This is a genomic window from Mycobacterium sp. H4Y (genome assembly GCF_000364405.1).
GTDB lineage: Bacteria > Actinomycetota > Actinomycetes > Mycobacteriales > Mycobacteriaceae > Mycobacterium > Mycobacterium intracellulare.
In genome coordinates, this window is sequence record NZ_AKIG01000002.1 from 1,474,239 (window position 1) to 1,499,525 (window position 25,287).

Genomic DNA, 25,287 nt, shown 5'->3' on the forward strand with positions numbered 1-25,287 from the left:
CTAGCCGGGCAGTCCCCGCTTGATCGCATCGTCTTGCTTGCGCGCGATGTCGACGGTCACTGCCGGGTCGAACGGGTCGTCGGGTGCGCTGTCGAATTCCAGGGTGACGAGCGCCTTGCCTTCGGTGAACAGCAGGACCGTCATGGCTTGGGAGTTATCGGGCGAGGCACCCGAAATCGCCGACCCGTTGGCGCCCACGGCGAGCGGCCGCCAGTCGCCGACCACCTTGCCCGCGTATTCGGCTCTGCTGCCGGCGAGTTCGGCCGCGGCCGCCGACGGGTCGGCGGTCACCACGATGGTGTCCCACAGCCGGCGGCCGCTGTCGGCGTTGGCGAACAGCTGCGCGACCCCCGGCGCGTTGTTGGGGTTGAGCATCGGCGACTGGGGTGCGGTGAGACCCCCGCCCACGTCGCCCGGCTTGATCAGCAGATAGCCGTAATCGGTGGGTTGCCCCGGCGGCGGCCCGGTGACCGCGCCCGAGTCGGTCGGGGATGCGGACGGGCCCGACTCCGCCGCCGACGGCGGCGGGGGCTTGTCGGAGCCGCCGCAGCCCGTGCTCGCGGCGCCGACCGCGACGATCGCGGCCGCGTGCCACACGACCCGGCCGGCGATACCGATCCGAGGAGCCCCCACGCATGTTCCTTCCACGCGTCATCCGTGCCCGAGTTGCTACGAACATATGCCCAACGGGCCGCCGGTGGGTAGCTCTTTGCGTGCCTATGCTGGCGTGGGTGGGGGCATCGTCGCGGTGAGGAGATCGGCATGACCGCTGCAGCGGCGCGCGCCGTACGGTTCGACCGGTACGGGGGGCGTGAGGTGTTGTACGTGGCGGACATCGACATGCCCACGCCCGGACCGGGCGAGGTTGTCGTCGAGGTCCGCGCGGCCGGAATCAATCCCGGCGAGGCCGGCATCCGGGTCGGGGCGATGCACGAGAGGTTCCCGGCCACCTTTCCCTCCGGGGAGGGCAGCGACCTCGCCGGTGTCGTGACCGCGGTGGCGCCCGGGGTCACCGAATTTGCGGTCGGCGACGAGGTTTTGGGATTCAGCCTGCGCCGGTCCAGCCACGCGACCCACGCCGCCGTGCCGGTGGGTCAACTGATTCGTAAGCCCGCCCAACTCGGTTGGGAGACGGCGGGTTCGCTCTACGTGGCCGGCGTGACCGCGTACGCGGCCGTGCGCGCGGTGGCGCCGCAGGCCGGTGAGACGGTCGCCGTGTCGGCAGCCGCGGGCGGGGTGGGCAGCCTGGTGGTGCAACTTCTGGCGCTGCGCGGGGCGCGCGTGCTGGGCATCGCGGGCCCCGGCAACGCCGACTGGCTGCGCGCGCATGGCGTCGTCCCGATCGCCTACGGTGACGGGCTCGCCGGGCGATTGCGCGACGCGGCGCCCGACGGCATCGACGCGTTCATCGACTTGTTCGGCCCGGACTACGTCCAGCTCGCGGTGGACCTCGGCGTCGCGCCGGAGCGGATCAACACCATCATCGCCTTCCAGAAGGCCGGCGAGGTGGGCGCCAAGACCGAGGGCAGCATGGACGCCTCGACACCCGAGGTGCTCGCCGAGATGGCCGGCCTGATCGCCTCCGGCGCCGTCGACTTCGACATCGCCGCGACCTATCCGCTGGACCGGGTCGCCGACGCCTTCGCCGAACTCGAGCGACGGCACACCCACGGGAAAATCGTTCTGCTGCCTACCGACTCACAATGACGAGACCGGCCCGACGACCCCTGCCTGCACGATTTTGATGATGACGAACGCGACGGCGACCACGAGGTAGCCGCGCAGGGTGAACAACCCCGCCCGGCGCATCGGCGACATCGCGGGCCGGTCGAGCAGGGCCAGGTTCGGGGTGACCCAGCCGGCCCGGTCCTGGCGGCGCACGGCCCGCCGTTCGGCACGGGTGAGCGATGCGGCGTCGTCGAGTTCGTCGACCTGCTCCGGGTCCAGCCCGCCTCCGAGGGTGCGCACGATGGCTTCCGCCTCGGCCAGGCTGCGATGCCTGCGGCCGACGACGACCATCACCGCGCCGCCGGCGATGCCGACCGCGGCGCCGGCGGCGAGCCCGGTCTCGATGGTGGCGGTGGACAGGTCCGGGAAGAAGGTCGTCGCCGTCAACGCCAGGGACAACAGCACCAGACACCACACGATGCTCCACGCAACGATGTTCTGCCGCACCGTGTTCACCCACGGTCCCAACACCGCGCGGTCGTTGCACAGCAACACCAGAAACACGGTGGCCGAGGGAAGCAGCACGCCGGCGAGCGCCTGCACGCCCTGGGTCACCAGGCCGAGGACGTGGTCGGGGCTGAAGGACACCGCGGCCGACACCGCAAGCAGCACCGCGTAGCCGCCGTAGAACACCGGCGCCTCGCCGATCTTCCAGTGCAACGAGTGCCGCTTGCCCAGGGCGTCGCCGACGGCATAGGTGGTCGCCAGGCCGACGGCGTTGGCGCCGATCAGCGACGCGTCCAGCAGGATGATCGCGAACAGCGCCCCCACCGTGCCGCCCAGATGCCGCGACAACCCGGCGGCGACCGCTCCGGCGTCGGTGAAGTGCCCGGCGTCGGCGGTGCCCGCCATCCCGAAGGCCGTCACCGCCATCAGCGCCGTCGCCCCGACCATGACCACGACGATCCCGATCACCAAATCGGCCCGGCCATAAGGGATCCAGCGCGCGGTGATGCGCTTGTCCACCACGTTGGACTGCTGGAAGAACAGCTGCCACGGCGCGACCGTCGTCCCCACGATCGCGACCACCAGCAGCAGCACGGTCGAGTTCAGCCCGCCGGGGAACTGCGGGATCAGCCCGGCCGCAGTCGCTTTCGGGGCCGGATGCGCCAGCAGCACCATCGGGATGATCAGCACGTTCACCGCGATCAACAGGAACATCAACCGCTCCCAGCGGCGAAACGAACCCCCGGCCACGACGGCGAACAACAGCACCGCGGCCGCCGGGACGGCGACGATCTTCGGACAACCCAAGAACCCGAGAGCCATTGACACACCGATGAATTCGGTGACGATCGTCAAAGCGTTCAAGATCAGCAGGTCGCCGACGCTGAAGGCGCCCCAGAACTTGCCGAACCGTTCGAAGATCAAGCGCGCGTGACCCACCCGGGCGACCGCACCCAGCCGCAGCACCATTTCCTGGTTCACGTAGAGCACCGGGATCATCAGCACCAGCGTCCACAGCAGGCCCATCCCGTAGTCCTGGCCGGCCTGGGCGTAGGTCGCGACGCCACCGGCGTCGTTGTCGCCGACCATCACGATCAGGCCGGGACCGGTGATGACCGCCAGTGTCTTCAGCCGCCGCCAGCGGCCGGTCACGGTCCCGTCGGTGCGCCCGATGCGACCGAACGCGCCGACGATGTCGCCGACGTGCGCGGTGTCGAGCACCGTCGACGCCGGCGCCTCGGCGCTCGGGTTCTCCGCGGCGGCGGCCGTGCGGCCCGAACCCAGGCCACGGCCGCCGCCGGTGTGGATCGACGTCATCTGGTCCTCGCTGTACGAATCGCTCTCACCACGGGTGAGGGCATGCGGATGCACTCGATGCGCGGGACGAATCACCAGTGGTTGTCGGGGCGTCCCGACGCGTGCCCGCCCAGCGAGGCGGTGACCACCGCGATCGGCATCCGCGAGACGTACAGGTTGGCGCGCTCCTGCGGGGTCAGGTTGGTCCGCAGGTGCAGCTTGTCGGCCAGCAACCGGCCCGCGCGCAGCATCGACCGCCGGCGTCCCCGCGGAACGGCGGAAAAACGGTGCGTAACAACAAAAGCCATGATCTTCTCCTGCCAGGGGTCCGATCGGCATCGACACTGTCCGTGGGACGTGTCAGCCGCGCAGGACCAAACGCAAGGTCAGGCGGCGGAAGGAATGCCGGAGCCGGATCGGGACAAAACGAATTTCGGATGCGGACTATCGCCGGGACTCATCTCGCCCTCACCTCCTCACGGCCGGGACACACGCGGGTGTCGTCACATTCACCTGAACGAGAGAGGCAGGAATGACCGACGGCACCAAAGCCGCCGGTCGCACCCCTCTCGTCGGAGCTTCGGCACTGCACGGCGTATCCGGAACGTTCCAGAAGCCACTTGGGCTCAACCCTTGGGTCCGGGAAGAGCTGTCCTGACCCGGGGCGTCTCTCGACGTTCGGGGTCAGTGGCCTGTATCCATGCAGACGCCTCACCTACCGAGGTGCTTGCGGAGTCCATAGTGGCACCGCGGCCCGGGCTCGTCAAACTCATTTGCGCTGAGCGTGGCGCCGTCGGCGGGCTCTAAGCGCCCACCCAGGCCGCACGCCTAGGCTCGGCGAGATGACCACAACGCTGCAGGATCCCCGGGTCGCATCGACGCTCGACCGCATGTACGCCGAGTCGAAGAACCAGATGTCGCTGTTGCGCGAGCGGCGTGGCACCTTCGATCAGCCGATGTCCGCCCAGGAGCGGGCCGACGCGATGAGCGAGTTCTACATCCCCGTGACGCCCGAAGCCGGCCGGCTGCTGTATTCGTTGGTTCGCGCCACCCGCCCGGCGACGGTCGTCGAATTCGGGATGTCGTTCGGCATTTCCGCCGTTCACCTGGCCGCCGCGGTGCGTGACAACGGGAGCGGCCGCGTCGTGACCACCGAGCTCAGCGCCGCCAAGATCGCGGCCGCGAAGAAGACGTTCGCCGAGACGGGCTTGGACGATGTGATCACGATCCTGGAGGGCGATGCGCTGAGCACGTTGAAAAGCGTGGACGGGGCGGTCGATTTTCTGCTGCTCGACGGTTGGAAAGATTTGTACCTGCCCGTGATCGAGCTGCTGGAGCCCCGGCTGTCCACGGGTGCGTTGGTCATCGCCGACAACGCCAGCTCGGCCGATATGGCCCCGTATCTCGACCGCGTGCGCGACCAGGCCAACGGCTACGTCAGCTTCAACTTCGGAGTCCGCGACAGCGACAGCATGGAGATCAGCTGCCGCACAGGCACTTAGCGGCTAGCGCAGCGACTCCTCGAGCCACGGCGTCAGCCACTTCACCCCCTCCGGGGTCAGGTGCACGCCGTCGCTGCGCACCTTGATGCCGTCGACCTTGGCGGTATAGACGCCGTCGGGGCACAGCTTCTTGTTCAGGTCGAGGATCGCGACGTTCGGGTGGTGGCTGACGGTCTTGCGCAGCATGGTGTTCCACAGGTTGACCCGGTCCGGCTGGTCCTCCGGATACAGCCGGCCGTCCGGCTTTTCACCGCCGCGGCTGTAGGGCACGGTCGCGACCACCACCCGCACACCGGTGGAGCCGGCGATGGTCAGCGCCCGCTCCAGCTCGCCGTTGAGGTAGGCGTCGAAGGTCGGGTCGCCGATGTGGGTCCACTGGCCCTCGTTGACGCGGTCCACGGTTTCCCAGCGGCCGATGATCAGCAGCGCGACGTCGGGTTGGTCCTGGGCGACCTGCCTGGCCCATCGGATCGGCCAGCCGTCGCACTCGGATCGCTGCTCGAGGGTTTGGCCCACATACCGGTACGGGGTGCCGCGCACCAGGCTGCATCCGATGACGGTGTGGTCGAGGAACGCGAATCCCGGCGTCGGCGGGAGGTAGTGCATCCACGTCCACCCGATCGAGTCCCCGAACACCGATACGGTGAACGGGCGGTTGGGATCCCGCGGCCGGCTTTCGCCGGGCGGTGACGGCGAGACGGCCGCGACCGCGGAGACTCCGGGCGGCAAGCCCGGCTCGCGCAGCCCCGGCCCGGCTCCCACCGGAACCACCAACAGCGTCACCGCCGCGGCGCTGGCGACGGTCGCCGCCGCCAGCGGCAGCAGCGGCACCCGCGCCGGCCGCCAGCGCCGGATGGGCTGCTCGAGCACCCAGTACGACGCCGCGGCCAACACCACCGTGGCGGCGCACCGCGCGGCGAACAGCGGCAGCCCGGACCACCCGGTGCGTTCCCCGTTGAGCGCCAAGAAGATCGGCCAGTGCCACAGGTACACGCCGTAGGAGATGGTGCCGAGCCACACCAGCGGCGGCAACGCGAGCGCGCGCGCGACGACGCCGCGCTGCTCCAGGGCGACCGGGGCGATGACGAACACGGCCGCGATCGCGACGCCGATCAGCAAGCCGTGGCGGAATTCGCCGCTGGCGCCGGTCGCGTAATGGGTCGCGGCCGCCAGACCCGCCAAACCCAGCAGCGGCAGAATCCGGGCGGCGCGACGCCCCCACCGCGTGCGGATCATGCACCAGCCGCGGTTCATCGACGGCCAATCCCGCACCAGCAGGGCCGCCGCCGACGCGCCGACCAGGAGGGCCTGCGCGCGGGTGTCAGTGCCGAAATAGATCCGGTCGCGGGTGCCGTCGGACACCATGACGATGGCGAGCGCCGCGGACGCCAGGGCCCCCACGGTGGCGATGACGAACGTCGCGAAGCGCACGCCGCCGACGGTGGCCCGGGTGAAACGGCGCCTCGCGCGCGCCGCCAGCGCCAGCGTGACCGCGACCAGCAGCAGCGGCCAGACGAAGTAGTACTGCTCCTCCACGCCGAGCGACCAGGTGTGCTGCAGCGGCGACGGCGGTGCGCCCTGGGTGAAGTAATCGGCCTTCTGGGCGACGAACCGCCAGTTCGCCAGCCACATGAACGCCGCGATGGCGTCGTCGCGCAGGCCGGTGAGCGACCGCTCGGGCAGCAGCTGCCGGGCCGCGGCCACGGTGAGCACCATCAACACCAGCGCCGGCAGGAGTCGCCGCGCGCGCCGGATCCAGAAGCCGGTGAGGTCGATGCGACCGGTGCGTCCCAGCTCGTCGAGCAGCAGCGAGGTGATGAGGAATCCGCTCAGGACGAAGAAGACGTCGACGCCGATGAATCCGCCGCTGACGCCGGGGATGCCGCCGTGCCCGATGAGCACCAGCGCAACGGCGATCGCGCGCAGGCCGTCGAGCGCCGGGATTCCGCTGCGCCCCTCCGGCCCGTCCCAGACCCCCAGCCGGCCGACCCGGCGCATGGGGGCGACCCATCGGGGCCGAGAACGACGAGCCGGTGCGGGGTGAGACCCGCCCGGCTCGATGCTCGCTGTCAGCGCGCCGTGACTACCATCCCGCCCGGCGCCATGGTTGATGCCGATACGTCGCTGCCCCTCCTCGTGAACGGAGCCAGCTTAAGGGCGGACGCGCGGGATCGCGTGGAGGACACGCAACGGTTTTCCGCTGCGCTGCGTTCGGATTTCGGGGTCGGGCGTCAGGCCTTGCCGGGCGCGTAGCCCAGGGTGCTCTTGACCTCCAGGTACTCGTGGAAACCGAATTCGCTCCATTCGCGGCCGTTGCCGCTGCGCTTGTAGCCGCCGAACGGCGCGTTCATGTCGAACGCGTGATTGATCGTCACCCATCCCGCGCGGATCCGGCGGGCAACCTCGCGCGCCGTGTCGAGGTCGGCCCCGGAGACATAGCCGGCGAGGCCGTACTCGGTGTCGTTGGCGATCTCGACGGCCTGGTCGATGTCGTCGTAGCCGAGGATGCACAGCACCGGCCCGAAGATCTCCTCGCGCGCGATCGTCATGTCGTTGGTGACATGCGCGAAGACTGTCGGCTTGACGTAGTACCCCGTGTCCAGCCCCGCCGGCCGGCCCGGGCCGCCCGCGACCACGGTCGCGCCCTCGTCGATGCCCTGCTGGATCAGCCGCTGCACCGTCTCGAACTGCGTCCTCGACGCCACCGGCCCGATCGCCGTCGCGTCGTCGGCGCTGCCCACCTTGACCTGTTCGGCCACCTCGCGCGCGATCGTAATGGCCTCGGCCATCCGTGAATTCGGCACCAGCATGCGCGACGGCGCGTTACAGCTCTGCCCGGAGTTGGGCATCATGTTGGCCACGCCCGCGCGGACGCCGTCGGCGAAGCCGCCGTCGTCGAGGACGATGTTGGGGCTCTTGCCGCCGAGTTCCTGGGTCACTCGCTTCACCGTCGGGGCGGCGTTCTTGGCGACCTCGATCCCGGCGCGGGTGGACCCGGTGAACGACACCATGTCGATGTCGGGATGGCTCGCCAGCGCCGCGCCCACGCCCGCGCCGTCACCGTTGACCAGATTGAACACCCCGGCCGGCACGCCCGCGGCGGCCAGGATCTCGGCGAAGATGTACGGCGAATACGGCGCGACCTCAGAGGGTTTCAGGACGACGGTGCAGCCGGTGGCCAGCGCCGGATACACCTTGACGGCGACCTGGTTGATCGGCCAGTTCCACGGCGTGATCAAGCCGCAGACACCGATCGGCTCCTTGGCGATCAGGGTCTCCCCTTTGGGTTCGGAGAACGGGAAGTTCTTCAGCACGTCGATGGCCGTCGTGAGGTGGCCGATGCCGAGGAAGACCTGCGGGCCCGCGGCCAGTGAGGGCGGCGCGCCGATCTCCTCGGTGACCGCCTCGGCGAGATCGTCGGCCCGCTTCTGGTATTCGGCGAGGATGGACTGCAACAGGTCCAGGCGCTGTTCGCGGGTGCTCAGCGACCAGCCCGCGAAGGCGCGCCGGGCGGCCTGAACCGCCACGTCGACGTCGGCCGCCGACCCCAGCGAGATCTTTCCCGAAACCTGCTCGGTCGCCGGGTTTTCCACCTCGAAGGGGTTGGGCCGCACCGGGTCGACCCATTGTCCGTCGATGTAGAACTTCAGGTATTCGCGCATAGCTAGCACTCTTCCTTAGTTGCGGCGCTCACTGGGTGCCTTCTGCATACCAGGTGCGGAATCGGTCGTACTTGGGCATCTCCTCGGAGTTGGCCTTCGGGTCGATGCACACGTGCACCACACCGACTTTGCCGCTGGCGTAGGCGCGTGCGATGGCCGGTCCGATCTCGGATTCCTTCTCGACGAACTCGCCATGGCACCCGAAGCCCTCCGCGATCTTGTCCATCCGGACGTCCTTGCTCCAGTGCACGCCGGGCTGCGGTGACGGCTGGGCGAACGTGCGCTTGTAGACGCCGACCTCCAGGCCCCACTGGTGGTCGACGCCCACCACGCACACCAGCGGAAGGTTCTGCCGCGCAGCCGTTTCCAGTTCCGCGATGTGGAAGAGGAAGGCCGAGTCGCTGGTCAGCAGCATGACGGGGCGCTTGCCGCCCTCGGCGACGGAAGCCCCGACCGCGTAGGGCAGGCCGGTGCCGAGGTGGCCGAAGTTCTGGTTCCAGATGACATCGCGCGGTTTGGCCTGCGAGTAGGTCCACTGAAAGATGACGGTCGCGCCGCCATCGCGGACCATGATGGCGTCGTCGAGTTCGTTGAACGCCTTGGTGGCCTCGACGACATAGCGCGCCGGGTGGATCGGCGAACGACCCGACGGCGCGGTCTCGGCGAGCTGTGCGAGCTCCTCGGCGTCGGCCTTGACCAACTTCTCGAGGCTGGGCGACGGGGTGCGCGGCGTGTCCCGGAGCGCCTCGACCAGCTGCGGCACGACGCCGCGCAGATCGCCGACCAGCGGCACGTCGAACTGTCGGTTGACGCCGATGGCGGCCGGGTCCTGCTCGACGTACACCCATTTGCGATTCGCGTCGTTGCCCGCCCAATGCTGGGTCCGGCCGTAGTGCATGGGCTCACCGAGTTCGGTTCCCAGCGCGACGCACAGGTCGGATTGCTCGACCGCCTCGTTGGCGGCCGGGGAGAACAGGTAGGGGAAGGTCCGCTCCTGCAGGCCCGGGATGTACGAAGTACCCCCGGAGGTCTGGATGACCGGGCAGGCCATCAGGTCGGCGAGCTCCTTCACCGCGGGGCCGGTGCGCGACGTGTGCACGCCGTGGCCCACCAACAGGATCGGGCTCTTCGCTTCGCGAATCAGCTTGGCGGCCTTGGCGATCTCCGGGGCGCCCGCCCCCTGGTTGACGAGGCGATACCGATGCGGCGGCAGCGGATCGGCCACGTCGAGCTCTTCGAGGATGACGTGCGACGGGTATTCGACGTAGGCCGGGCCGGGGGTGCCGGACATGGCCCGGCGGATGGCCTCATGGATGATCTCGTCGGTCTGGTCGGCGTACTCGATGGACGCGCTGTACTTGACGGACGGGGCGAAAAGCGGCTCCTGGCGGACGAATTGGATGCGCCCGCGCCGCACCCGGCGCTCGGTGATGCGGGCGCGCTGGCCGCCGAGGAAGATCACCGGCGAGTTCTCCACGAGCGCGCACTGGATCGCTCCGGCCATGTTGGCCATGCCCGGGCCGAGCGTCCCGATGCACAGCCCGGGCTTGCCGGTCATCCGTGACGCCGCCTCGGCCATGAAACCCGCGCTCAACTCGTGATGCGGCGCGACCACCGACCACCCGCGCGCGTCGGCCTCGGCGAACATGTGCACGAAGTTCGGGTCCGGGATCCCGAACAGGGTGTTCACCCCCTCGGCCTCGAACAGGTCGAGAATGCGCTTGTACACCGGCACGGTCATTGTTGAAGTTCCTCTCCCTGGCGAGCAGACGCAAAATCGTGTTCAGGCGGTGTGTTTCGTGCGAGTCCGGGACCGCTCGCGCCGATTTCGGCGAGCACGTCCTCGGTATGGACGCCGAGTTCGGGCGCCGGCCCCGCGACGCGGCCCGGTGTCTGGGAGAACCAGGTGGGCACGCCGGGGAAGCGCACCGGCCCGTGCGGGGTGTCCACGGTCTCGAACATGCCGACGGCCTTGAGATGCGGATCGTCGAACAGCGCGCCGGGCGTGTTGAGCGGCGCGGCCGGGATCTCGAGTTCGCGCAGCAGCTCCAACCACTCCGCGGTGGATCGCTCTTTCATGGTCTCGGCCACCAGCCCGTAGACGGTGTCGATTTCGCGGGCGCGCTGTTCCAGCGTCGCGTAGAGCTCGCTGGCCCACGGCGGCCGCACGGCGTTCATGAACGCGTTCCAGTGCTTGTCGTTGTAGATCAGTGCGGCGATGTGGCCGTCGCTGGTGCGGTACGGACGGCGGTTGGGCGCCACGGTGCGCGGATACACCGCGGGCCCCAGCGGGGGATCGAACAGGGCGCCGTTGGCATGCTCGACGAGCATGAACGACGCCATGGTTTCGAACATGGCGACCTCGACCTCTTGGCCCTGCCCGGTGCGCTCGCGGTGGAACAACGCCATCGTCGTTGCGTACAGCGCTGTCAGCCCGGCGATCTTGTCGGCCATGATGGTGCCGACGTAGTCGGCCTCGCCGGTCAACTGCTGCTGCACCGCCGGCAGGCCGCATTCGGCCTGGATCGTGTCGTCGTAGGCCGGGCGGTCGCGATCGGGTCCGCGTCGCCCGTACCCGTAGCAATTGGTGTAGACGACTTCGGGATTGATCGCGGCGACGTCGTCGTAGCCGAAGCCGAGCTTGGCGATCGCCTTGGCGCGCATCGAGTGGATGAACACGTCGGCGGTCTCGACCAAAGCGCGTAGCGCCCGCTTTCCGGCATCGGTCTGCAGGTCCAGCACGACGCTGCGCTTGCCGCGGTTGACGTTGACGAACACCCCGCTCATGCCCGGCGCCGGGCCGACCGAGATGTAGCGGGTGTTATCGCCTTGGGGCGGTTCGACTTTGATCACATCGGCGCCCATGTCGGCCATGATCTGGGTGCAGTAGGGCCCCATCACCATCGCGGTGAGATCGATCACGCGCACACCGGCCATCGGGCCCGCGGGGCTAGCCATTGAGCGCTCCTTGATCGGCCGACCTCTGCGCCAGCTCGAAGCTGTAGCGGATGTGCTCGTCATGGCCATCTGGGACGACCGGGAAGATCAGCGGCGCCTCCGCGTAGCGGATCGCGTCCAGATGGCTGCCGACGTCCTCGATCGTCCACGACGACCGGCACACGCCGGGGCTCTCCGCGACGACCGCCCGGGCCACGCGGCCCGCCAGCGCGATGTATATTTCCCCGGTCACCGAGCAGGATTCGTGCGCGAGCCAACCCACCACGGGTGCAACGAGTTCCGGTCCCATCGGCGGGTAGGCGGAGGTGTCGATGCCGTCCGCCATGCGCGTCACCGCCGCCGGCACGATCACGTTGCAGCGGACGCCCTCGGCGGCGCCCTCGAGCGCGGCGACATTGGACAACCCGATGACGCCCGCCTTGGCCGCCGCGTAGTTGGCCACGTCGCGGTTTCCGTACAGGCCGCCGATCGACGACGTCAGCACGATGCGGCCGTAGCCCGCCCCGCACATGAGCGGGAACGCCGGGCGCACGACGTTGAACGCGCCGCGCAGGTGCACGTCGAGCACGGCGTCGAAGTCCTCGTAGCTCATCTCCTTCAGCGAGCCGCGACGGACGTTGCCGGCGTTGTGCACCAGGATGTCGACGCGGCCATAGTGCTCGAGCGCGGTCGCGATGATCGCGTCGCCGCCCGCTGCGGTCGCGACCGAAGCGCTGCACGCGACGGCCTGTCCGCCGGCCGCGGTGATCTCGGCGACGACCCGCTCCGCCGGACCGGCGTCGACCCCTTCGCCGTCGAGGCCGCCGCCGACGTCGTTGACGACCACCTTCGCCCCACGCGAGGCCAGCAGCTGCGCGTAGGCGCGACCCAACCCGCGGCCGGCCCCGGTCACCACGGCGACGCGGCCGTCGAATCGTAGTTGCTCTTCAGGGGTTTCGCTCAAGTGCCGAGCACCAACCCGTCCAGGTCGCCCTTGTCACGCCACACGCGCAGCAAGTCCTCGAACGCGTAAAAGCCGGGGCCGTACGGTTCGCCCAGGTGTGACCGGATGCCCTCTCCCCCGCCGCCGCCTTCGTTGTTGTAGTAGCCGGGCGTGCACTGGGCGTCGAAAGCCGAGTTGTCGACGGCGGTTTCCCGGATCGTCGCGCACCACTGCTCCTGGGCCGCCGCGCTGGGCTCCACGGTGGTCGCGCCCCGCTTCAACGCCTCGGCGATGATGTAGGCGATGTGCTCGCCCTGCAGCTCGTAGTTGGCGGCGATGTTGGCGGAGATGCCGACCTGGGTAAAACCGGTATAGAACTGGTTCGGGAAGCCGCGGCTGGTCATCCCGTGCAGCGTCTTGTAGCCGTCGCGCCAGTGGTCGAACAGCGACAGCCCGTCGCGGCCCTCGATCGTCTCCATGGAATAGCGGCGGCTGATCTCGGTGGTGATCTCGAAGCCGCTGGCATAGATGATGCAGTCGACCTCGTACTCGACGCCGCCCGCCACCAGCCCCTTTTCGGTGATCCGTTCCACCCCTTTGGAATCGGAGACGTCGACGAGGGTGACGTTGGGCCGGTTGAACATCGGCAGGTACTCGTCGTTGGACAGTGGCCGCTTGCACAGGAACCGGTAGTAGGGCTTGAGCGCCTCGGCGGTCTGCGCGTCCTCGACGATCACGTCGATGCGGCGGCGCAGCCGCTCCATCAGCTTGTAATCCTCTTCCTCGCGGATCGCCATGAACTGCTCGGGCGTCAGCGACGCGGGGTCGTCCAGCGCGAGCACCCGGGCCGCGGTGTTGCGCCCGAGTTCGGTCCAGAAGTCGCACACCAGGTCCGGCTGACCCAGCGCCATGCCCTCGAACGTCCAGGAGTGGAAGTTGCGTTGCCGTTCCCGCTGCCAGCCCGGCCGCAACGACTTCGCCCACTCCGGGTCGGTCGGCGCGTTGTTGCGTTCGTCGACCGTCGAAGGGGTGCGCTGAAAGACGTAGAGGTGCTGGGCGTCTCGGGCCAGGAAGGGGACGATCTGGATCGCGGTGGCGCCGGTGCCGATGACGGCGACCCGCTTGTCGGCGAGCTTGTGCAGGTTGCCGCCGCTGTCGCCGCCGGTGTAGTCGTAGTCCCATCGCGACGAGTGGAACGCGTGGCCCTTGAAGTCCTTGATCCCCGGAATGCCGGGGAGTTTGGGCCGGTGGAAGGGGCCCGACGCCAACACTACGAACCGGGCGCGGATGTCGTCGCCGCGGTTGGTGCCGATTCGCCAGCGCCTGATGTCCTCGTCCCAACGCAGGTCGCGCACCTGGGTGGAGAAGATCGCCGAATCGTAGAGGCCGAAATGCTTGCCGATGTTGCGGCAGTGCTGGTAAATCTCGGCGCCGTCGGCGAACTTCTTCGACGGCATGAAATCGAGCTCTTCGAGAAGCGGAATGTAGCAGTAGGATTCGTTGTCGCACTGGATGCCCGGGTACCGGTTCCAGTACCAGACACCGCCGAAGTCGCCGCCGAGTTCGATCACGCGTACGTCGTCGACGCCCGCCTTCTTCAGGTGGGCCGCCGACAGCAATCCACCGAAGCCGCCACCGAGAACCGCGACGTCGATGTCCTCCGAAATCGGGTCGCGTGGCGCGGTCGGGGTGTAGGGATCGACCTCGTAGTACCCGGCGAAGTCGTCCTCCAGTTCGATGTACTGCTTGGAACCTTCCTTGCGCAGCCGCTTTTCGCGTTCCAGCCGGTACTTCTCGCGCAGCGCGGCGATGTCGACGTCGTCGGGCGTCCGGGTGGGCCCGCAGCTGTCCTGGTGCATGGTCATGCCGATGGTGACTCCTTGCGTGACAGTTCCTGGGGCTCACCGGTACCCATGTATCTCGACAATTGGTAGTGCAGGTTGACGGTGCTGCGTTCGCGGTACGGGTTGGGCTTGGTGCCGGCGAAGCCGAGTGACTTCATCCCCTGCTGCACGGCCGCCATGTTGGAGAAGTCCTGCGGTAGGACCGACCGCCAACGGGGATCGCCGACCGGGGTGTACTCCCACTCGGTCTGGGGCTCTTGGCCTTTCGGGTACAGCTCGAACACCGACACCTCGAAGATGCACTTGTCGGGGTTGTAGCTGGGGTGCGGTCGCGCGCCGTAACACAGCGCGCTGGTCAGGCCCTGTCCGATCTGGAAGTTCGGAAAGATCTGCCACGCGGTGCCGGCCTGCCCGAGGATGTCGGCGGGAATCGTCGGCCAGACGACGCCACGGGCCTCGTCGTCGCGGCGCGCCGATGCCAGCCAGTGCTCGAGGACCTTGTCGGCCGGCGTCCCCTCGGGCAACTCGTCGACGAGTCGCTTGGCCGCGTTCACCAGCGTCTGGGTGGTGGTGGCGTTGGTCTCCTCCATCGTGTACACCTGCATCTCCGCGGTGGACACCCGCGGGTCGGCGCCGATGCCGAGGCGGATCTTGGACTTGGTGGCCTCCATGTCCTCTGGGGCGTCGTAGCCGATGTTGCTGTGTCTGCCTTGGGCTTTCGCCCACCCCTTGAACTCGCCGAACTTGTTGAACTCGGGGTGCGTGGTGTAGACGTGGTAGGTCTCGTTGAACGCTTCCAGCGCGACCTTCCAGTTGCAGTCAAATTCAAGCCATTTGCGCCACTTGTAGCGCATGTTCTCACACCCGAACGGGTCGAGGATCTTCGCGGCGGGGAACAGGTAATCGGCCAGCGGCTCGCAGTCGGGGTCCATGTTGATCCACAACCAGCCGCCCCAGGTGTCGACCCGAACCGGTCGAAGGTGGGTGTTGTCCGGGGTGAGCGTTCCCTGCCAGTCCTGTTGCTCGCGGATGTGCGTGCACGCCCCGTCCAAGCCATAGGTCCAGCCGTGAAAGCCGCAGACGAACGACTTTCGGGTGCGGGCACAGGCGTTCTTGGCGCCCTCGGGGGTGTCGATCAGCCGGCGGCCGCGGTGCATGCACACGTTGTGGTGCGCGTGAAATTCGTTGTGGCCGGTGCGCACCACGATGATCGAGTCGTCGAGGATGTCGTAGGTCAAATAGCTGCCCACCTCGGGTAATTCCTCGACGCGGCCGACCTGCTGCCAGACCCGCCGCCACAGCTTGTCGCGCTCGGCGCGGGCGTAGTCCTCGGAGATGTATGCCTCGACGCCGATCGTCATCGGGGACGAGAGTTCCTCGGCCCCGGCGGAATTCGTGCCCTTGGCGAGATCGGTCATCACATCCTCCTAATGGCCGCGCGGAAGGATTCGTCACGCAAGAAGAGCGACGTGTTGTCGGCGCCGAGATGGCTCCATTTGAGGTCCAGGCCGCCGTCGACCAACAGCGTCTGGCCGGTGATATAGCTCGACATCTCCGAGAGCAGAAACAGGATGGCGCCGGCCTGCTCCTCGGGCCGGCCCCGCCGTCCCATGGCGATCGCCTGCCGATCCCGTTCGGGGTCCTCGTCGACGTAGGTGCGCGAGGCCGCCGTCTCGGTGACGCCGGGCGCGACGGCGTTGACCCGGATTCCGGCCTGCGCCAACTCGAGGGCCATCGTGCGGGTCATCGCGGTGATCGCGGCCTTGGCGGTCCCGTAGGCGATGTGAAACGGCGCGGTGTTCATGCCGCTGATCGACGAGATCGACACGATGGACCCCGGCAGTCTTTGCGCGACGAGCTCGGCCGCCACGGCCTGGCTCATGAAGAACGCCGTCTCGAGGTTGTCGGCGAAGATCTTGCGCCAGTCGCCGCGGGTCACGCGCGTCGACGGCATCCACGTCGACGGCTCGGCGCCGCCGGCGACATTGACCAGCCCGTACAAGCTTCCGTCGGCGCGGCGCGCGTGGTCGATCACCGCGGCGATGCCCTCGTCGGTGGACGCGTCGGCCGTGACGGGCACCACGGCCAGGCCGTGGGCGGCGGCCAGCGGGGCGATGTGCTCGTCGAGGTTTTCCTTCGATCGGCTCACCGCGATCACGGTGGCCCCGGCCCGGGCGGTCATGGCTGTGACGGTGGTGCCGATGCCGCCTCCGCCGGCGCCGGCGACCACCACGACGCGACCATCAAGCCTGAGGTGCCCGAATTGATCGTCCATGACCTGCTTTCGGCCGCCGACGGCGCCGTCCCGCGCCGGCCGCGACATTCGCTACCAGTTTGTCCGGACAAAATATGGCATTCTGTCCCTGGGAGAACACTATTCCGACCGGCGGACTTCGCTGTCAAGATCGATCCGGGACACCATAGTGGCTATTGTCTGGACTACGAGGAATTGATAACGTCCAGCCCAACCGGCTGACGGAAGGACCTCGACGAGCATGTCCATTTCAAGGGCCCTCTCAACGCAGCCCTCGCGGTACGCAGTCCCGGACGCGATCGACGTCGCTCCGGGCTGGGAACTCGACCGGTTGACCGCGCCCAGCCGGCTGTTCGGGGCCAACGGGCTGCGCACCGGCCCGGACGGCCGCATCTACATCGCGCAGGTGACCGGCAGTCAGATCAGCGCGCTGGACCACCGCACCGGGGAACTGGTGACCGCCAGCCCCAAGGGCGGCGACATCGTGGCACCCGACGACGTCGCGTTCGATCCCCGCGGCAACCTGTACGCGACCGAGGTGATGGACGGCCGGGTCAGCGTGCGCGAGACCAGCGGCCGGACGCGGGTGCTGCGCGACGACGTCCCGTCGGCCAACGGCATCACGTTTTATGACGGCCGGTTGTTCATCGGTGAATGCCGGGAGGGCGGGCGGCTGCTCGAATTCGACCTGTCGGGCGGCCCGCCACGGGTGCTCTTGGAGAACGTGCCCTCACCGAACGCGATGGAGGTCGGTCCCGACGGCCTGCTGTACTTCCCGGTGATGGGCGCCAACGAAATCTGGCGCGTCGACCCCGACGGCGGCGAGCCACACTGTGTCGCAAAAGATCTCGGCGTGCCCGACTCGGTGAAGTTCGACGCCCGGGGCTACCTCGTCTCCACCCAGGTGGCCAGCGGGCAGGTGCTGCGCATCGATCCCCGCAGCGGCGAACGTCGCCTGCTCGCCCAGCTGAATCCGGGGCTGGACAACTGCACCTTCGTCGGCGACCGGCTGTTCGTCTCCAACTTCAGTGGCGAGATCACCGAGATATCGCCCGACGGCGCAACGACATCGGTGTTGCCGGGCGGACTCAACTGGCCGCTGGACCTGGCCGTGGGCCAGGACGGGCAGCTCTACATCGCCGACGGCACGTACTTCTATGTCGCCCTGCCCGACGGGTCCCTGCAGACCGCGGGAATGTTGTTCAGCCCCGGCTATCCCGGGTTCCTGCGCGGCCTCGCCGCCGGCGGGCCCGGCGAGTTCGTCGTCACGACCTCGGGCGGCCAGGTCGCCCGTTACCGGCCCGAAGCCGGCGAAACCGAGGTGCTGGCCGACGGTTTCGACCAGCTCTACGGTGTCGCGGTGACCCCAGGCGGTGTGGTGGTTGCGGAGTTGGGGACCGGGCGGGTGTTGTCGCTGCGGTCCGAAGGTGTCGACGTGCTGGCGACCGATCTGCGCGAGCCGGTCGGGGTCGCGATCGACGCCGACGGAGCCCCGCTGGTGGCGGAGGCGGGCGCGGGCCGGGTGGTCCGGCCGGCCGGGTCGCGGGCCGACACCGTCGTGGCCGATCTGCAACGGCCGCAGGGCATATTGGTCCGCGACCGTGTGCTCTACGTGGTCGATGCCGGCGCCAAGGAACTGATCGCCTTCGACCTCGCCGGCCACGGACGCCGGACGATCGCGTCCGGGCTGCCGGTCGGTCCCCCGCCGGGCGTGACTGCCAAGCCACTGCGCGGCATGCCGCCGTTTTCGGGGCCACAGGGTCCGTTCGCCGGCATCACGGCCGCGGCCGATGGGACGCTGTACATCTCGGCCGACGGCGAGGGCAGCGTGCTCGCCCTGCGCCCCACGGGCCACTGATGTCCCAGGCCATCGCGGGCGACCACCGCTACCTGCAGATCGCCCGCACGCTGCGCAAGGAGATCGTCGACGGGGTCTACCCGGTGGGGTCGCAGCTGCCGACCGAGCACCAACTGTGTGAGCGCTTCGCGGTGAGCCGCTACACCGTTCGCGAAGCGTTGCGCCGGCTCCGCGAGGACAACCTGGTCGCCTCCCGGCCGCGGGCGGGCACCCGGGTGGTACCCCGCCCGGCGTCGAGTTCCTATGCCCAGGACGCGATGTCGATCGACGACCTGCTCGCGTTCGCCGCCGGCGCGCAGCTGACCATCGAATCCAACGCGATGGTGACGATCGACGACGACCTCGCCGCCCGGACCGGACTCGAGCCCGGCACCCAGTGGCTCTCGGTGCGTGGCTACCGGCAGGCCGACGGCGCGTCGGTGCCGATGTGCCGGACGGAGTACTACATCAGCCGCAGTTTCGCCGCGGTGGGCAGGCTGCTGCAACGCCATGCCGGCCCGATCTTCCCGTTGATCGAGGATCTTTTCGGCGTGAGCGTCGCCCAGTTGCACCAGGAGATCGCGGCCGTCCTGCTCTCCCCGGAACTGGCCGACGGCCTCGGCGTGGACGCGGGAACGGCCGCACTGCAGATGCGGCGCACCTACACGACCTCCGACGGCGAGGTGGCCCAGGTGACGATCAACACCCACCTGTCGTCGAGGTTTCGGTATGCGATGACCATGCGTCGCGTCACCGGTCAGGCCGGCTGAGTTGCTCGCCCGGGCCCGCCACGACGCGGCGCATGCGTCAGAGGCCTACCGGCGCGGACTGTGGGTGCACACCACGCTCGCCGATTCCCTGCGCGCGGCCGCGCAGACGTCGCCGCACCGAACGGTGTTGGTGGACGAGGATGTTCGGCTGGACTGCGCCACACTGCACGCGCAGGCCGGCGCGCTGGCCGCGGCGATGCTGGCGCGCATGCCCACCGGCAGCGTCGTGTCCTTCATGCTGCCGAACTGGCATGAGACCGCCGTCATCTATCTGGCCGCGACGCTGGCCGGCATGGTGGTGAACCCGATCCTTCCGTCGCTGCGCGACCGCGACCTGCGCTTCATTCTCGAAGACGCCGGCACCGCAATGCTATTCGTCCCGCACCGATTCGGCGGCCACGACTACGGGGCGATGCTCGAACGGGTGACGGCCGCGATGGACAACGCGCCCGAGGTCGTGGTGCTGCGCGAAACTGGGCACGCCGGTCCGCACACCCCCTATCCGGACCTGCTCGACCATGCGCCGGACCCCGCGACGCTTCCGGCGCTCGATCCCGACGCCGCGCGGATGATCCTGTACACCTCGGGGACCACCAGCCGCCCGAAAGGCGTCCTGCACACCCACAATTCGCTGCACGCGCTCATCCGCCAGCTCCGCGAGCACTGGAACATCGAGCCGGGCGACACGTTCCTGGTCCCGTCGCCGGTCGCCCACATCGGTGGCTCGATCTATGCCTTCGAATGCCCGCTGCTGCTGGGCACCACCGCGGTGCTGATGGACCGGTGGGATCCGGCGCAGGCCGTTGCGCTGATGAACGCCGAACGGTGCACCCACATGGCGGGGGCCACGCCGTTTCTGCAGCAGCTGCTGTCCGCCGCCGAAGACCTCGGCACCCGCCTGCCCGACCTGAAGGTGTTCATCTGCGGCGGCGCGTCGGTATCGCCGTCGCTGATCCGGCGCGCCGCCGACTATTTCGACCGCGCGGTGGTCACCCGGGTGTACGGCTGCACCGAGGTGCCCGTCGCGACCGTCGGCGCGCCCCGGCCCGACGAAGCCGACAGCGCCGCGGATACCGACGGCAGGGCCGGCATCGCCGAGATCAAGCTCGTCCCCCACGATGCCGCACCCGGCGGTGACGGCGAAATCTACCTGCGCGGGCCGCAGATGCTGCTGGGCTACCGCCATCCCGAGGACGATTCCTTCGATGTCGATGGGTTTTTCCGCACCGGGGATCTCGGGCGCTGGGTCTCGACCGGTTCCGGAGACCGGTACCTCGTCGTGACGGGACGGGCCAAGGACGTCATCATCCGCAGCGGCGAGAACATCTCGGCCAAGGAGGTCGAGGACCTGCTCGCCGACCATCCCGGCATCGCCGAGATCGCTGTGGTCGGGCTGCCCGACGAGCGCACCGGGGAGCGGGCCTGCGCGGTGATCGTCCCCGCGGGCGCGCAGCGCCCGGACGTCGCGAGTTTGCTTGCGCTGCTGGTGAGCAAGGGCGTCGCCAAATTCAAGGCGCCAGAACAGGTCGTGATCTGGGATGCCTTGCCGAAGAACGACGCGGGCAAGGTGCTCAAGCATCGGATCCGGGCGGCGCTCACGCGGGTGGAGACTAAGGATGGGTGAGATGCAGGTCGCAATCGTCACGGGCGCAAGCAGCGGCATCGGCCTGGGCTGCGCCACCAAACTCGCCGAGATGGGCATGGCGGTCCTGGGCACGGGCCGCGACCAGGACCGGCTGGCCGAACTGCACACGGCCATCGGCGATCCGGATCGCGTTGCCACACTTGCCGTCGACCTGACCGACGACGACGCGCCGCGACGCATCGTGGACCTCGCCGTGCAGCGATGGGGCCACATCGACTTCCTGATCAACAACGCCGGAGTCGGCAGCCCCAAGCCGCTGCACGAAACCGACGACGAAACCCTGGACTACTTCCTGGGTTTGATGCTACGGGCACCGTTTCGGCTCGCGCGTGACGTGCTGCCCCACATGGGACCCGGCTCGGCGATCATCAACGTGACATCGACGTTCGCGGTCGTCGGCGGCCTGCGGGGCGGGGCCTACTCCGCGGCCAAGGGCGGGCTGACCGCGCTGACCACCCACATCGCCTGCCAGTACGGCGCGTCCGGCATCCGTTGCAACGCCGTCGCGCCTGGCGTCACGGTCACACCGATGGTCGAGAAGCGCTTGCAGGACGAGCGATTCCGCAAGATCAACACCGAGATGACGCCGCACCCGCGGTTGGGCCGCGTCGACGACATCGCCAGCACGGTCGCGTTCTTGTGCTCGCCGGGCGGAAGTTTCATCAACGGCCAGACGATCGTGGTCGACGGCGGATGGAGTTCGACGAAGTATCTGTCGGAGTTCGCCTTGTCCTCGCGGTGGACGGAGCGGTGAACCTATTCGCGATGCTCGAGCAGGCCGCGAGCCGGCACCCCCACCGCGGCGCGATGTATCACGGCACCCGGCGCCTGTACACCTGGATCGAGCTGCGCGACAGGGCCTTACGCCTGGCCGCGTCGATCCGAAAACAGCACGCCGCCGGCGCCCGCCTCGCGATCGCGACCCACAACCGTCCCGAGATCATCGAGTTGATGTTCGCGATCTGGGCCGCCGAGTGCGTCGTCGTCCCCATCAACTACAAGCTGCATCCGCGCGAGATGGCCGAGATCCTCGACGACGCGGGCGCGGCGCGGGTGTTCGCCTCCACGGCGATTGCCGGCGAACTGGCGCCGATCACCACGACACCGATGGAAACCTTTGACTCGCAGGACTACTCGCGGCGGGTCACCGTCGCCCCGTCGGCGAAGCCGCGCACCGATCCGTCGGCGCTCGCCTGGCTGTTCTACACCAGCGGGACCACCGGCCGATCGAAGGGCGCGATGCTGTCGCACCGCAACCTGACCGCGATGACCGTGGCCCACCTCGCCGACATCGACGACCCGGACGAACGGTGCAGCCTCCTGCACGCGGCGCCCATGTCGCACGGCTCGGGGCTCTACGTCCTGCCGTACGTGCTGCGCGCCGCCCGCCAGGTGGTGCCCGCCTCGGGCGCATTCGACCCCGACGAGTTCCTCGATCTGTGCGAGCATCACCCCGGCGGCAGCGCGTTTCTCGCCCCGACGATGGTGCAGCGCCTGGTGGGCACGGGCCGCGCCCGCCCGGCCAACCTGAAGTCGATCGTCTACGGCGGCGGCCCGATGTATGTCGAAAGCCTGCGCAAGGCGATTGCGGCGTTCGGCCCGATCTTCGCCCAGATCTACGGGCAGGGCGAGTCACCGATGACCATCACCGGGCTGCGCCGCGCCGACCACGAATCCGGCGACGACGCAATCCTGGGATCGGTCGGCTATGCGCGGTCCGGGATGGACGTCGCGGTGCTGCGCGCCGGCGGCGACCCGGCGCCCGTCGACGAGATCGGCGAGATCGTCTGCCGCGGCGACGCGGTCATGTCCGGCTACTGGCGCAACCCCGATGCCACCCGCGCCACGCTCAAAGAGGGCTGGCTGTACACCGGCGACATGGGCTCGTTCGACGCGCGCGGTTTCCTCACGCTGCGCGATCGATCGAAGGACGTCGTCATCAGCGGCGGCAGCAACATCTACCCGCGCGAGGTCGAGGAGGTCCTGCTCGAGCACCCCGCGGTCGCGGAGGCGTGCGTGGTCGGCGCCCCCGACGCCGAGTGGGGCGAGGTGGTGGTCGCATTCGTCGTCGGCACAGGCGATCCCGTCGACGCCGCGGCGCTCGACGTGCACCTGCTGACGCGCATCGCCCGGTTCAAACGTCCCAAGCGCTACGAATTCGTCGACGAGCTACCAAAAAACAGCTACGGCAAGGTGCTCAAGCGGGAACTGCGGGCCCGCCTGGCGCCGCTGCGGGAATGCCATGAGACATCAGGGAGGTCGCAATGAAGTGTCGCGCCGCTGTGATCCGCGGGGTCGGCCAGGACTGGGAGATCCGCGAGATCGAGCTGGATCCGCCCCGCGGCGGTGAAGTGCTGGTGCGCATGGCCGTTGCCGGGATCTGCCACTCCGACGATCATCTGTTCACCGGCGATGTGGTGCCGACCCCCGAGGCGCTGGCCGCGAGCGGCCAGCCGGCGCCGGACTGGTTCCCGCTGCTCGGCGGTCACGAGGGAGCCGGCGTCGTTGAAGAAATCGGGCCCGGCGTGACCTCGGTGCGTCCGGGAGACCACGTGGCGCTCTCCTTCATCCCCGCGTGCGGCAGCTGCCGGTTCTGTGTCAACGGCCAGAGCTACATCTGCGACATCGGCGCAAGCCTGTTCGTGCGGGAGATGCCCACCGACGGCACGTGCCGGCGCCACCTCGGTGACGAAAACCTGTTGGCCTACGGGCAACTCGGCACGTTCGCCGAATACGCGGTGCTATCGGAACGCTCCGTCATCAAGATCGACGACGCGATCCCGTTCCATGCCGCCTCGCTGGTGTCGTGCGGGGTGAGCACCGGCTGGGGGTCCGCGACGATCTCGGCGGGCACCGAACCCGGCGACACCGTCGTCGTCATCGGCGCGGGCGGCGTCGGGATGAACGCCCTGCAAGGCGCGCGCGCCGTGGGCGCCAAATACGTCGTCGCGGTGGACCCTGTTGAGTCCAAGCGCGATTCGGCCAAGGTCTTCGGCGCCACGCACACCGCCGCCTCCGCCGAGGACGCGATACCTCTGGTCAGGGAGATCACCGCCGGCCTGATGGCCGACCGCGTCGTCGTCTGCCCCGGCGTGGTGCACGTGGACCTGCTTCCGTTGGCGATGGCGCTGCTTCGCAAAGGCGGGATCTGCGTGCTCACCGGCATCACCCCGTTCACCGAACCCCCGGTCCCGTTGGTCCTGCAGGAGATGACGCTGTCGGCCAAACAGCTCAGGGGCGCGCTCTACGGCGGCATGAATCCGCGCACCAGCGTGCCGATGCTGCTGTCGTTGTACCAGGCGGGCGCGGTGAAACTCGACGAGTTGGTCACCCGCCACTACCAACTCGACCAGATCAACGAGGCGTTCGTGGATCTGCGCGAGGGCCGCAACATTCGCGGCGTCATCGATTTCGCGGGTGCGTGACTTCGAAGTGCCTGCGGATGCCGGCCAGCATCTCGGCGTGCGCCTTGACCGCCCCGCGGACGGTCACCCCGGCCAGGAGCCGCGGCGCGGAGATCCGGATGCGCTCGGTGATCCGGGTGCCGCCGTCGTCGGGCACGAAACTCACCGTGCCGCGTAACCGCACCCCGGGTGACTGGGCGGCCTCCGTCAGCACGTCGCCGTCGGCCGGCACTCGCAGCCGGGCGTGATAGACGGTACGGATGGTCAGCGGCCCCAAGGGGATTCGATCGACCACCCGATAGCTCTGCTGGTAGCCCTCCGGGGTTTCGCCGCGGGACAACGTTTCCACTGACACGATCAGCGGGTGCACGAGCCTGATGTTGTCCAGGTCCACGTAGAAGCCGCGCACCGCATCGGGCGGCGCGGGCACGCGCTCGGACAGCGTCCGGTCGGCGTGCACGAAAAGCAGCGACCGGGCCCGCGCATGTAACGCCACGGCGACATTCTGCCGCTCAAAGTCAAGTGGCTAATGCATTTTTGTTAGGCGGCTTGGTCGAGGAGGGCGGCCAGGCGTTGGGCGGGGGTGTCGAGGTCAAGGGTTGGGCGCGGTCGTCGGTTGAGGGTGTCTTGGATGCGTTTGAGGTCTGCTGGGGTGTAACCGCTGAGGTCGCTGCCCTTTTCGAACCAGAAGCGCAGGAGGCGGTTGGTGTTTTCGTTGGTGCCGCGTTGCCAGGGCGAGTGCGGATTGCAGAAATAGACCGGGGTGTTGAGTTGCAGGTGAATGTCGCGCCAGCGGGCCATTTCGCTGCCACGGTCCCAGGTGATTGATCGACGAAGGTGTTCGGGTAACTGGCGCATCGCTTCGATCATCGCGCCGGCCACCGTCTCGGCGGTGTGATCGCCGGGCAAATGCAGCAGCATCGTAAAGCGGGTGGACCGCTCGACCAGGGTGCCGATGGCGCTGTTGGGGCCGACGATCAGATCACCTTCCCAGTGGCCGGCACCGCGCGGTCGGCGG

General features: G+C 68.7%; 21 protein-coding genes and 1 riboswitch. Of the genes, 8 read left to right on the plus strand and 13 right to left on the minus strand.

What is annotated here, in order from left to right; genetic code table 11:
* Positions 1 to 633 carry a hypothetical protein gene (locus W7U_RS20790; protein ID WP_008262159.1) on the minus strand — a complete coding sequence of 211 codons (633 nt, stop codon included), beginning with the start codon at positions 631 to 633 and terminating at the stop codon, positions 1 to 3.
* A 129-nt stretch (positions 634 to 762) separates the two neighbouring features.
* On the opposite strand from W7U_RS20790, the gene W7U_RS20795 reads away from it, so the two are divergent.
* Entirely contained in the window at positions 763 to 1,707 is a 945-nt protein-coding gene (locus W7U_RS20795; protein ID WP_008262161.1) for an NADP-dependent oxidoreductase, read from the plus strand.
* Here W7U_RS20795 and W7U_RS20800 read toward each other — a convergent pair.
* Both W7U_RS20800 and W7U_RS26300 read right to left on the minus strand, forming a co-directional pair.
* The gene (locus W7U_RS20800) at positions 1,699 to 3,492 is read right to left on the minus strand and encodes an NRAMP family divalent metal transporter (RefSeq protein ID WP_008262165.1); all 1,794 of its coding nucleotides are present in this window, start codon (positions 3,490 to 3,492) and stop codon (positions 1,699 to 1,701) included. The two genes, W7U_RS20795 and W7U_RS20800, sit on opposite strands and share 9 nt — an antisense overlap.
* 71 nt (positions 3,493 to 3,563) lie before the next feature.
* Positions 3,564 to 3,779 carry a hypothetical protein gene (locus W7U_RS26300; protein ID WP_131810750.1) on the minus strand — a complete coding sequence of 72 codons (216 nt, stop codon included), beginning with the start codon at positions 3,777 to 3,779 and terminating at the stop codon, positions 3,564 to 3,566.
* Between the two features lie 249 nt (positions 3,780 to 4,028).
* Positions 4,029 to 4,201, minus strand: a riboswitch (M-box (ykoK) riboswitch).
* A gap of 112 nt (positions 4,202 to 4,313) precedes the next feature.
* Here W7U_RS26300 and W7U_RS20805 point away from each other — a divergent pair.
* On the plus strand, positions 4,314 to 4,973 hold the full coding sequence (locus tag W7U_RS20805; protein WP_008262169.1) for a class I SAM-dependent methyltransferase: 660 nt from the start codon (positions 4,314 to 4,316) through the stop codon (positions 4,971 to 4,973).
* 3 nt (positions 4,974 to 4,976) lie between these two features.
* Here W7U_RS20805 and W7U_RS20810 read toward each other — a convergent pair whose 3' ends face one another.
* The 8 genes from W7U_RS20810 to W7U_RS20845 all read right to left on the minus strand — a co-directional run bounded on the left by W7U_RS20810 (position 4,977) and on the right by W7U_RS20845 (position 16,634).
* Positions 4,977 to 6,971 carry an acyltransferase family protein gene (locus tag W7U_RS20810; RefSeq protein ID WP_008262171.1) on the minus strand — a complete coding sequence of 665 codons (1,995 nt, stop codon included), beginning with the start codon at positions 6,969 to 6,971 and terminating at the stop codon, positions 4,977 to 4,979.
* Positions 6,972 to 7,204: 233 nt separating this feature from the next.
* On the minus strand, positions 7,205 to 8,635 hold the full coding sequence (locus W7U_RS20815; protein WP_008262174.1) for an aldehyde dehydrogenase family protein: 1,431 nt from the start codon (positions 8,633 to 8,635) through the stop codon (positions 7,205 to 7,207).
* 28 nt (positions 8,636 to 8,663) lie between these two features.
* Positions 8,664 to 10,376 (minus strand): thiamine pyrophosphate-binding protein, encoded by a 1,713-nt coding sequence (locus tag W7U_RS20820; RefSeq protein ID WP_008262177.1) that lies wholly within the window; start codon positions 10,374 to 10,376, stop codon positions 8,664 to 8,666.
* On the minus strand, positions 10,373 to 11,572 hold the full coding sequence (locus W7U_RS20825; RefSeq protein WP_036429576.1) for a CoA transferase: 1,200 nt from the start codon (positions 11,570 to 11,572) through the stop codon (positions 10,373 to 10,375). The genes W7U_RS20820 and W7U_RS20825 overlap by 4 nt, the downstream gene beginning before the upstream one ends.
* Before the next feature lie 13 nt (positions 11,573 to 11,585).
* Complete coding sequence (locus tag W7U_RS20830; protein WP_008262180.1) at positions 11,586 to 12,536, minus strand: SDR family NAD(P)-dependent oxidoreductase; 951 nt, start codon at positions 12,534 to 12,536, stop codon at positions 11,586 to 11,588.
* Positions 12,533 to 14,380, minus strand: a complete 1,848-nt coding sequence (locus W7U_RS20835; protein ID WP_008262182.1) for an NAD(P)/FAD-dependent oxidoreductase — start codon at positions 14,378 to 14,380, stop codon at positions 12,533 to 12,535. The genes W7U_RS20830 and W7U_RS20835 overlap by 4 nt, the downstream gene beginning before the upstream one ends.
* On the minus strand, positions 14,377 to 15,777 hold the full coding sequence (locus W7U_RS20840; protein WP_008262184.1) for an aromatic ring-hydroxylating dioxygenase subunit alpha: 1,401 nt from the start codon (positions 15,775 to 15,777) through the stop codon (positions 14,377 to 14,379). The genes W7U_RS20835 and W7U_RS20840 overlap by 4 nt, the downstream gene beginning before the upstream one ends.
* A complete protein-coding gene (locus W7U_RS20845) occupies positions 15,777 to 16,634 on the minus strand; it encodes an SDR family oxidoreductase (RefSeq protein WP_036429643.1) in 858 nt (285 codons plus the stop codon). Before W7U_RS20845 ends, W7U_RS20840 begins: the two co-directional genes overlap by 1 nt.
* 220 nt (positions 16,635 to 16,854) lie before the next feature.
* Here W7U_RS20845 and W7U_RS20850 point away from each other — a divergent pair, with 220 nt between their 5' ends.
* The 6 genes from W7U_RS20850 to W7U_RS20875 are packed head-to-tail and all read left to right on the plus strand — an operon-like array spanning position 16,855 to position 24,290.
* Positions 16,855 to 18,471: an SMP-30/gluconolactonase/LRE family protein gene (locus W7U_RS20850; RefSeq protein ID WP_008262190.1), complete on the plus strand. Its 1,617-nt coding sequence runs from the start codon at positions 16,855 to 16,857 to the stop codon at positions 18,469 to 18,471.
* Entirely contained in the window at positions 18,471 to 19,220 is a 750-nt protein-coding gene (locus W7U_RS20855) for a GntR family transcriptional regulator (RefSeq protein ID WP_008262192.1), read from the plus strand. The genes W7U_RS20850 and W7U_RS20855 overlap by 1 nt, the downstream gene beginning before the upstream one ends.
* Position 19,221: 1 nt before the next feature.
* Positions 19,222 to 20,844 carry an AMP-binding protein gene (locus W7U_RS20860; RefSeq protein ID WP_008262194.1) on the plus strand — a complete coding sequence of 541 codons (1,623 nt, stop codon included), beginning with the start codon at positions 19,222 to 19,224 and terminating at the stop codon, positions 20,842 to 20,844.
* A complete protein-coding gene (locus tag W7U_RS20865) occupies positions 20,837 to 21,619 on the plus strand; it encodes an SDR family oxidoreductase (RefSeq protein WP_009957131.1) in 783 nt (260 codons plus the stop codon). The genes W7U_RS20860 and W7U_RS20865 overlap by 8 nt, the downstream gene beginning before the upstream one ends.
* The gene (locus tag W7U_RS20870) at positions 21,604 to 23,133 is read left to right on the plus strand and encodes an AMP-binding protein (RefSeq protein WP_009957132.1); all 1,530 of its coding nucleotides are present in this window, start codon (positions 21,604 to 21,606) and stop codon (positions 23,131 to 23,133) included. The genes W7U_RS20865 and W7U_RS20870 overlap by 16 nt, the downstream gene beginning before the upstream one ends.
* 14 nt (positions 23,134 to 23,147) lie before the next feature.
* On the plus strand, positions 23,148 to 24,290 hold the full coding sequence (locus tag W7U_RS20875; RefSeq protein ID WP_008262201.1) for an NDMA-dependent alcohol dehydrogenase: 1,143 nt from the start codon (positions 23,148 to 23,150) through the stop codon (positions 24,288 to 24,290).
* Here W7U_RS20875 and W7U_RS20880 read toward each other — a convergent pair.
* Both W7U_RS20880 and W7U_RS20885 read right to left on the minus strand, forming a co-directional pair.
* Positions 24,268 to 24,765, minus strand: coding sequence for an SRPBCC family protein (locus tag W7U_RS20880; protein WP_008262210.1), 498 nt, complete (start codon positions 24,763 to 24,765; stop codon positions 24,268 to 24,270). The two genes, W7U_RS20875 and W7U_RS20880, sit on opposite strands and share 23 nt — an antisense overlap.
* A gap of 44 nt (positions 24,766 to 24,809) precedes the next feature.
* Positions 24,810 to 25,287: IS30 family transposase (locus W7U_RS20885; protein WP_008262212.1), on the minus strand; the 478-nt coding region annotated here is incomplete at its 5' end.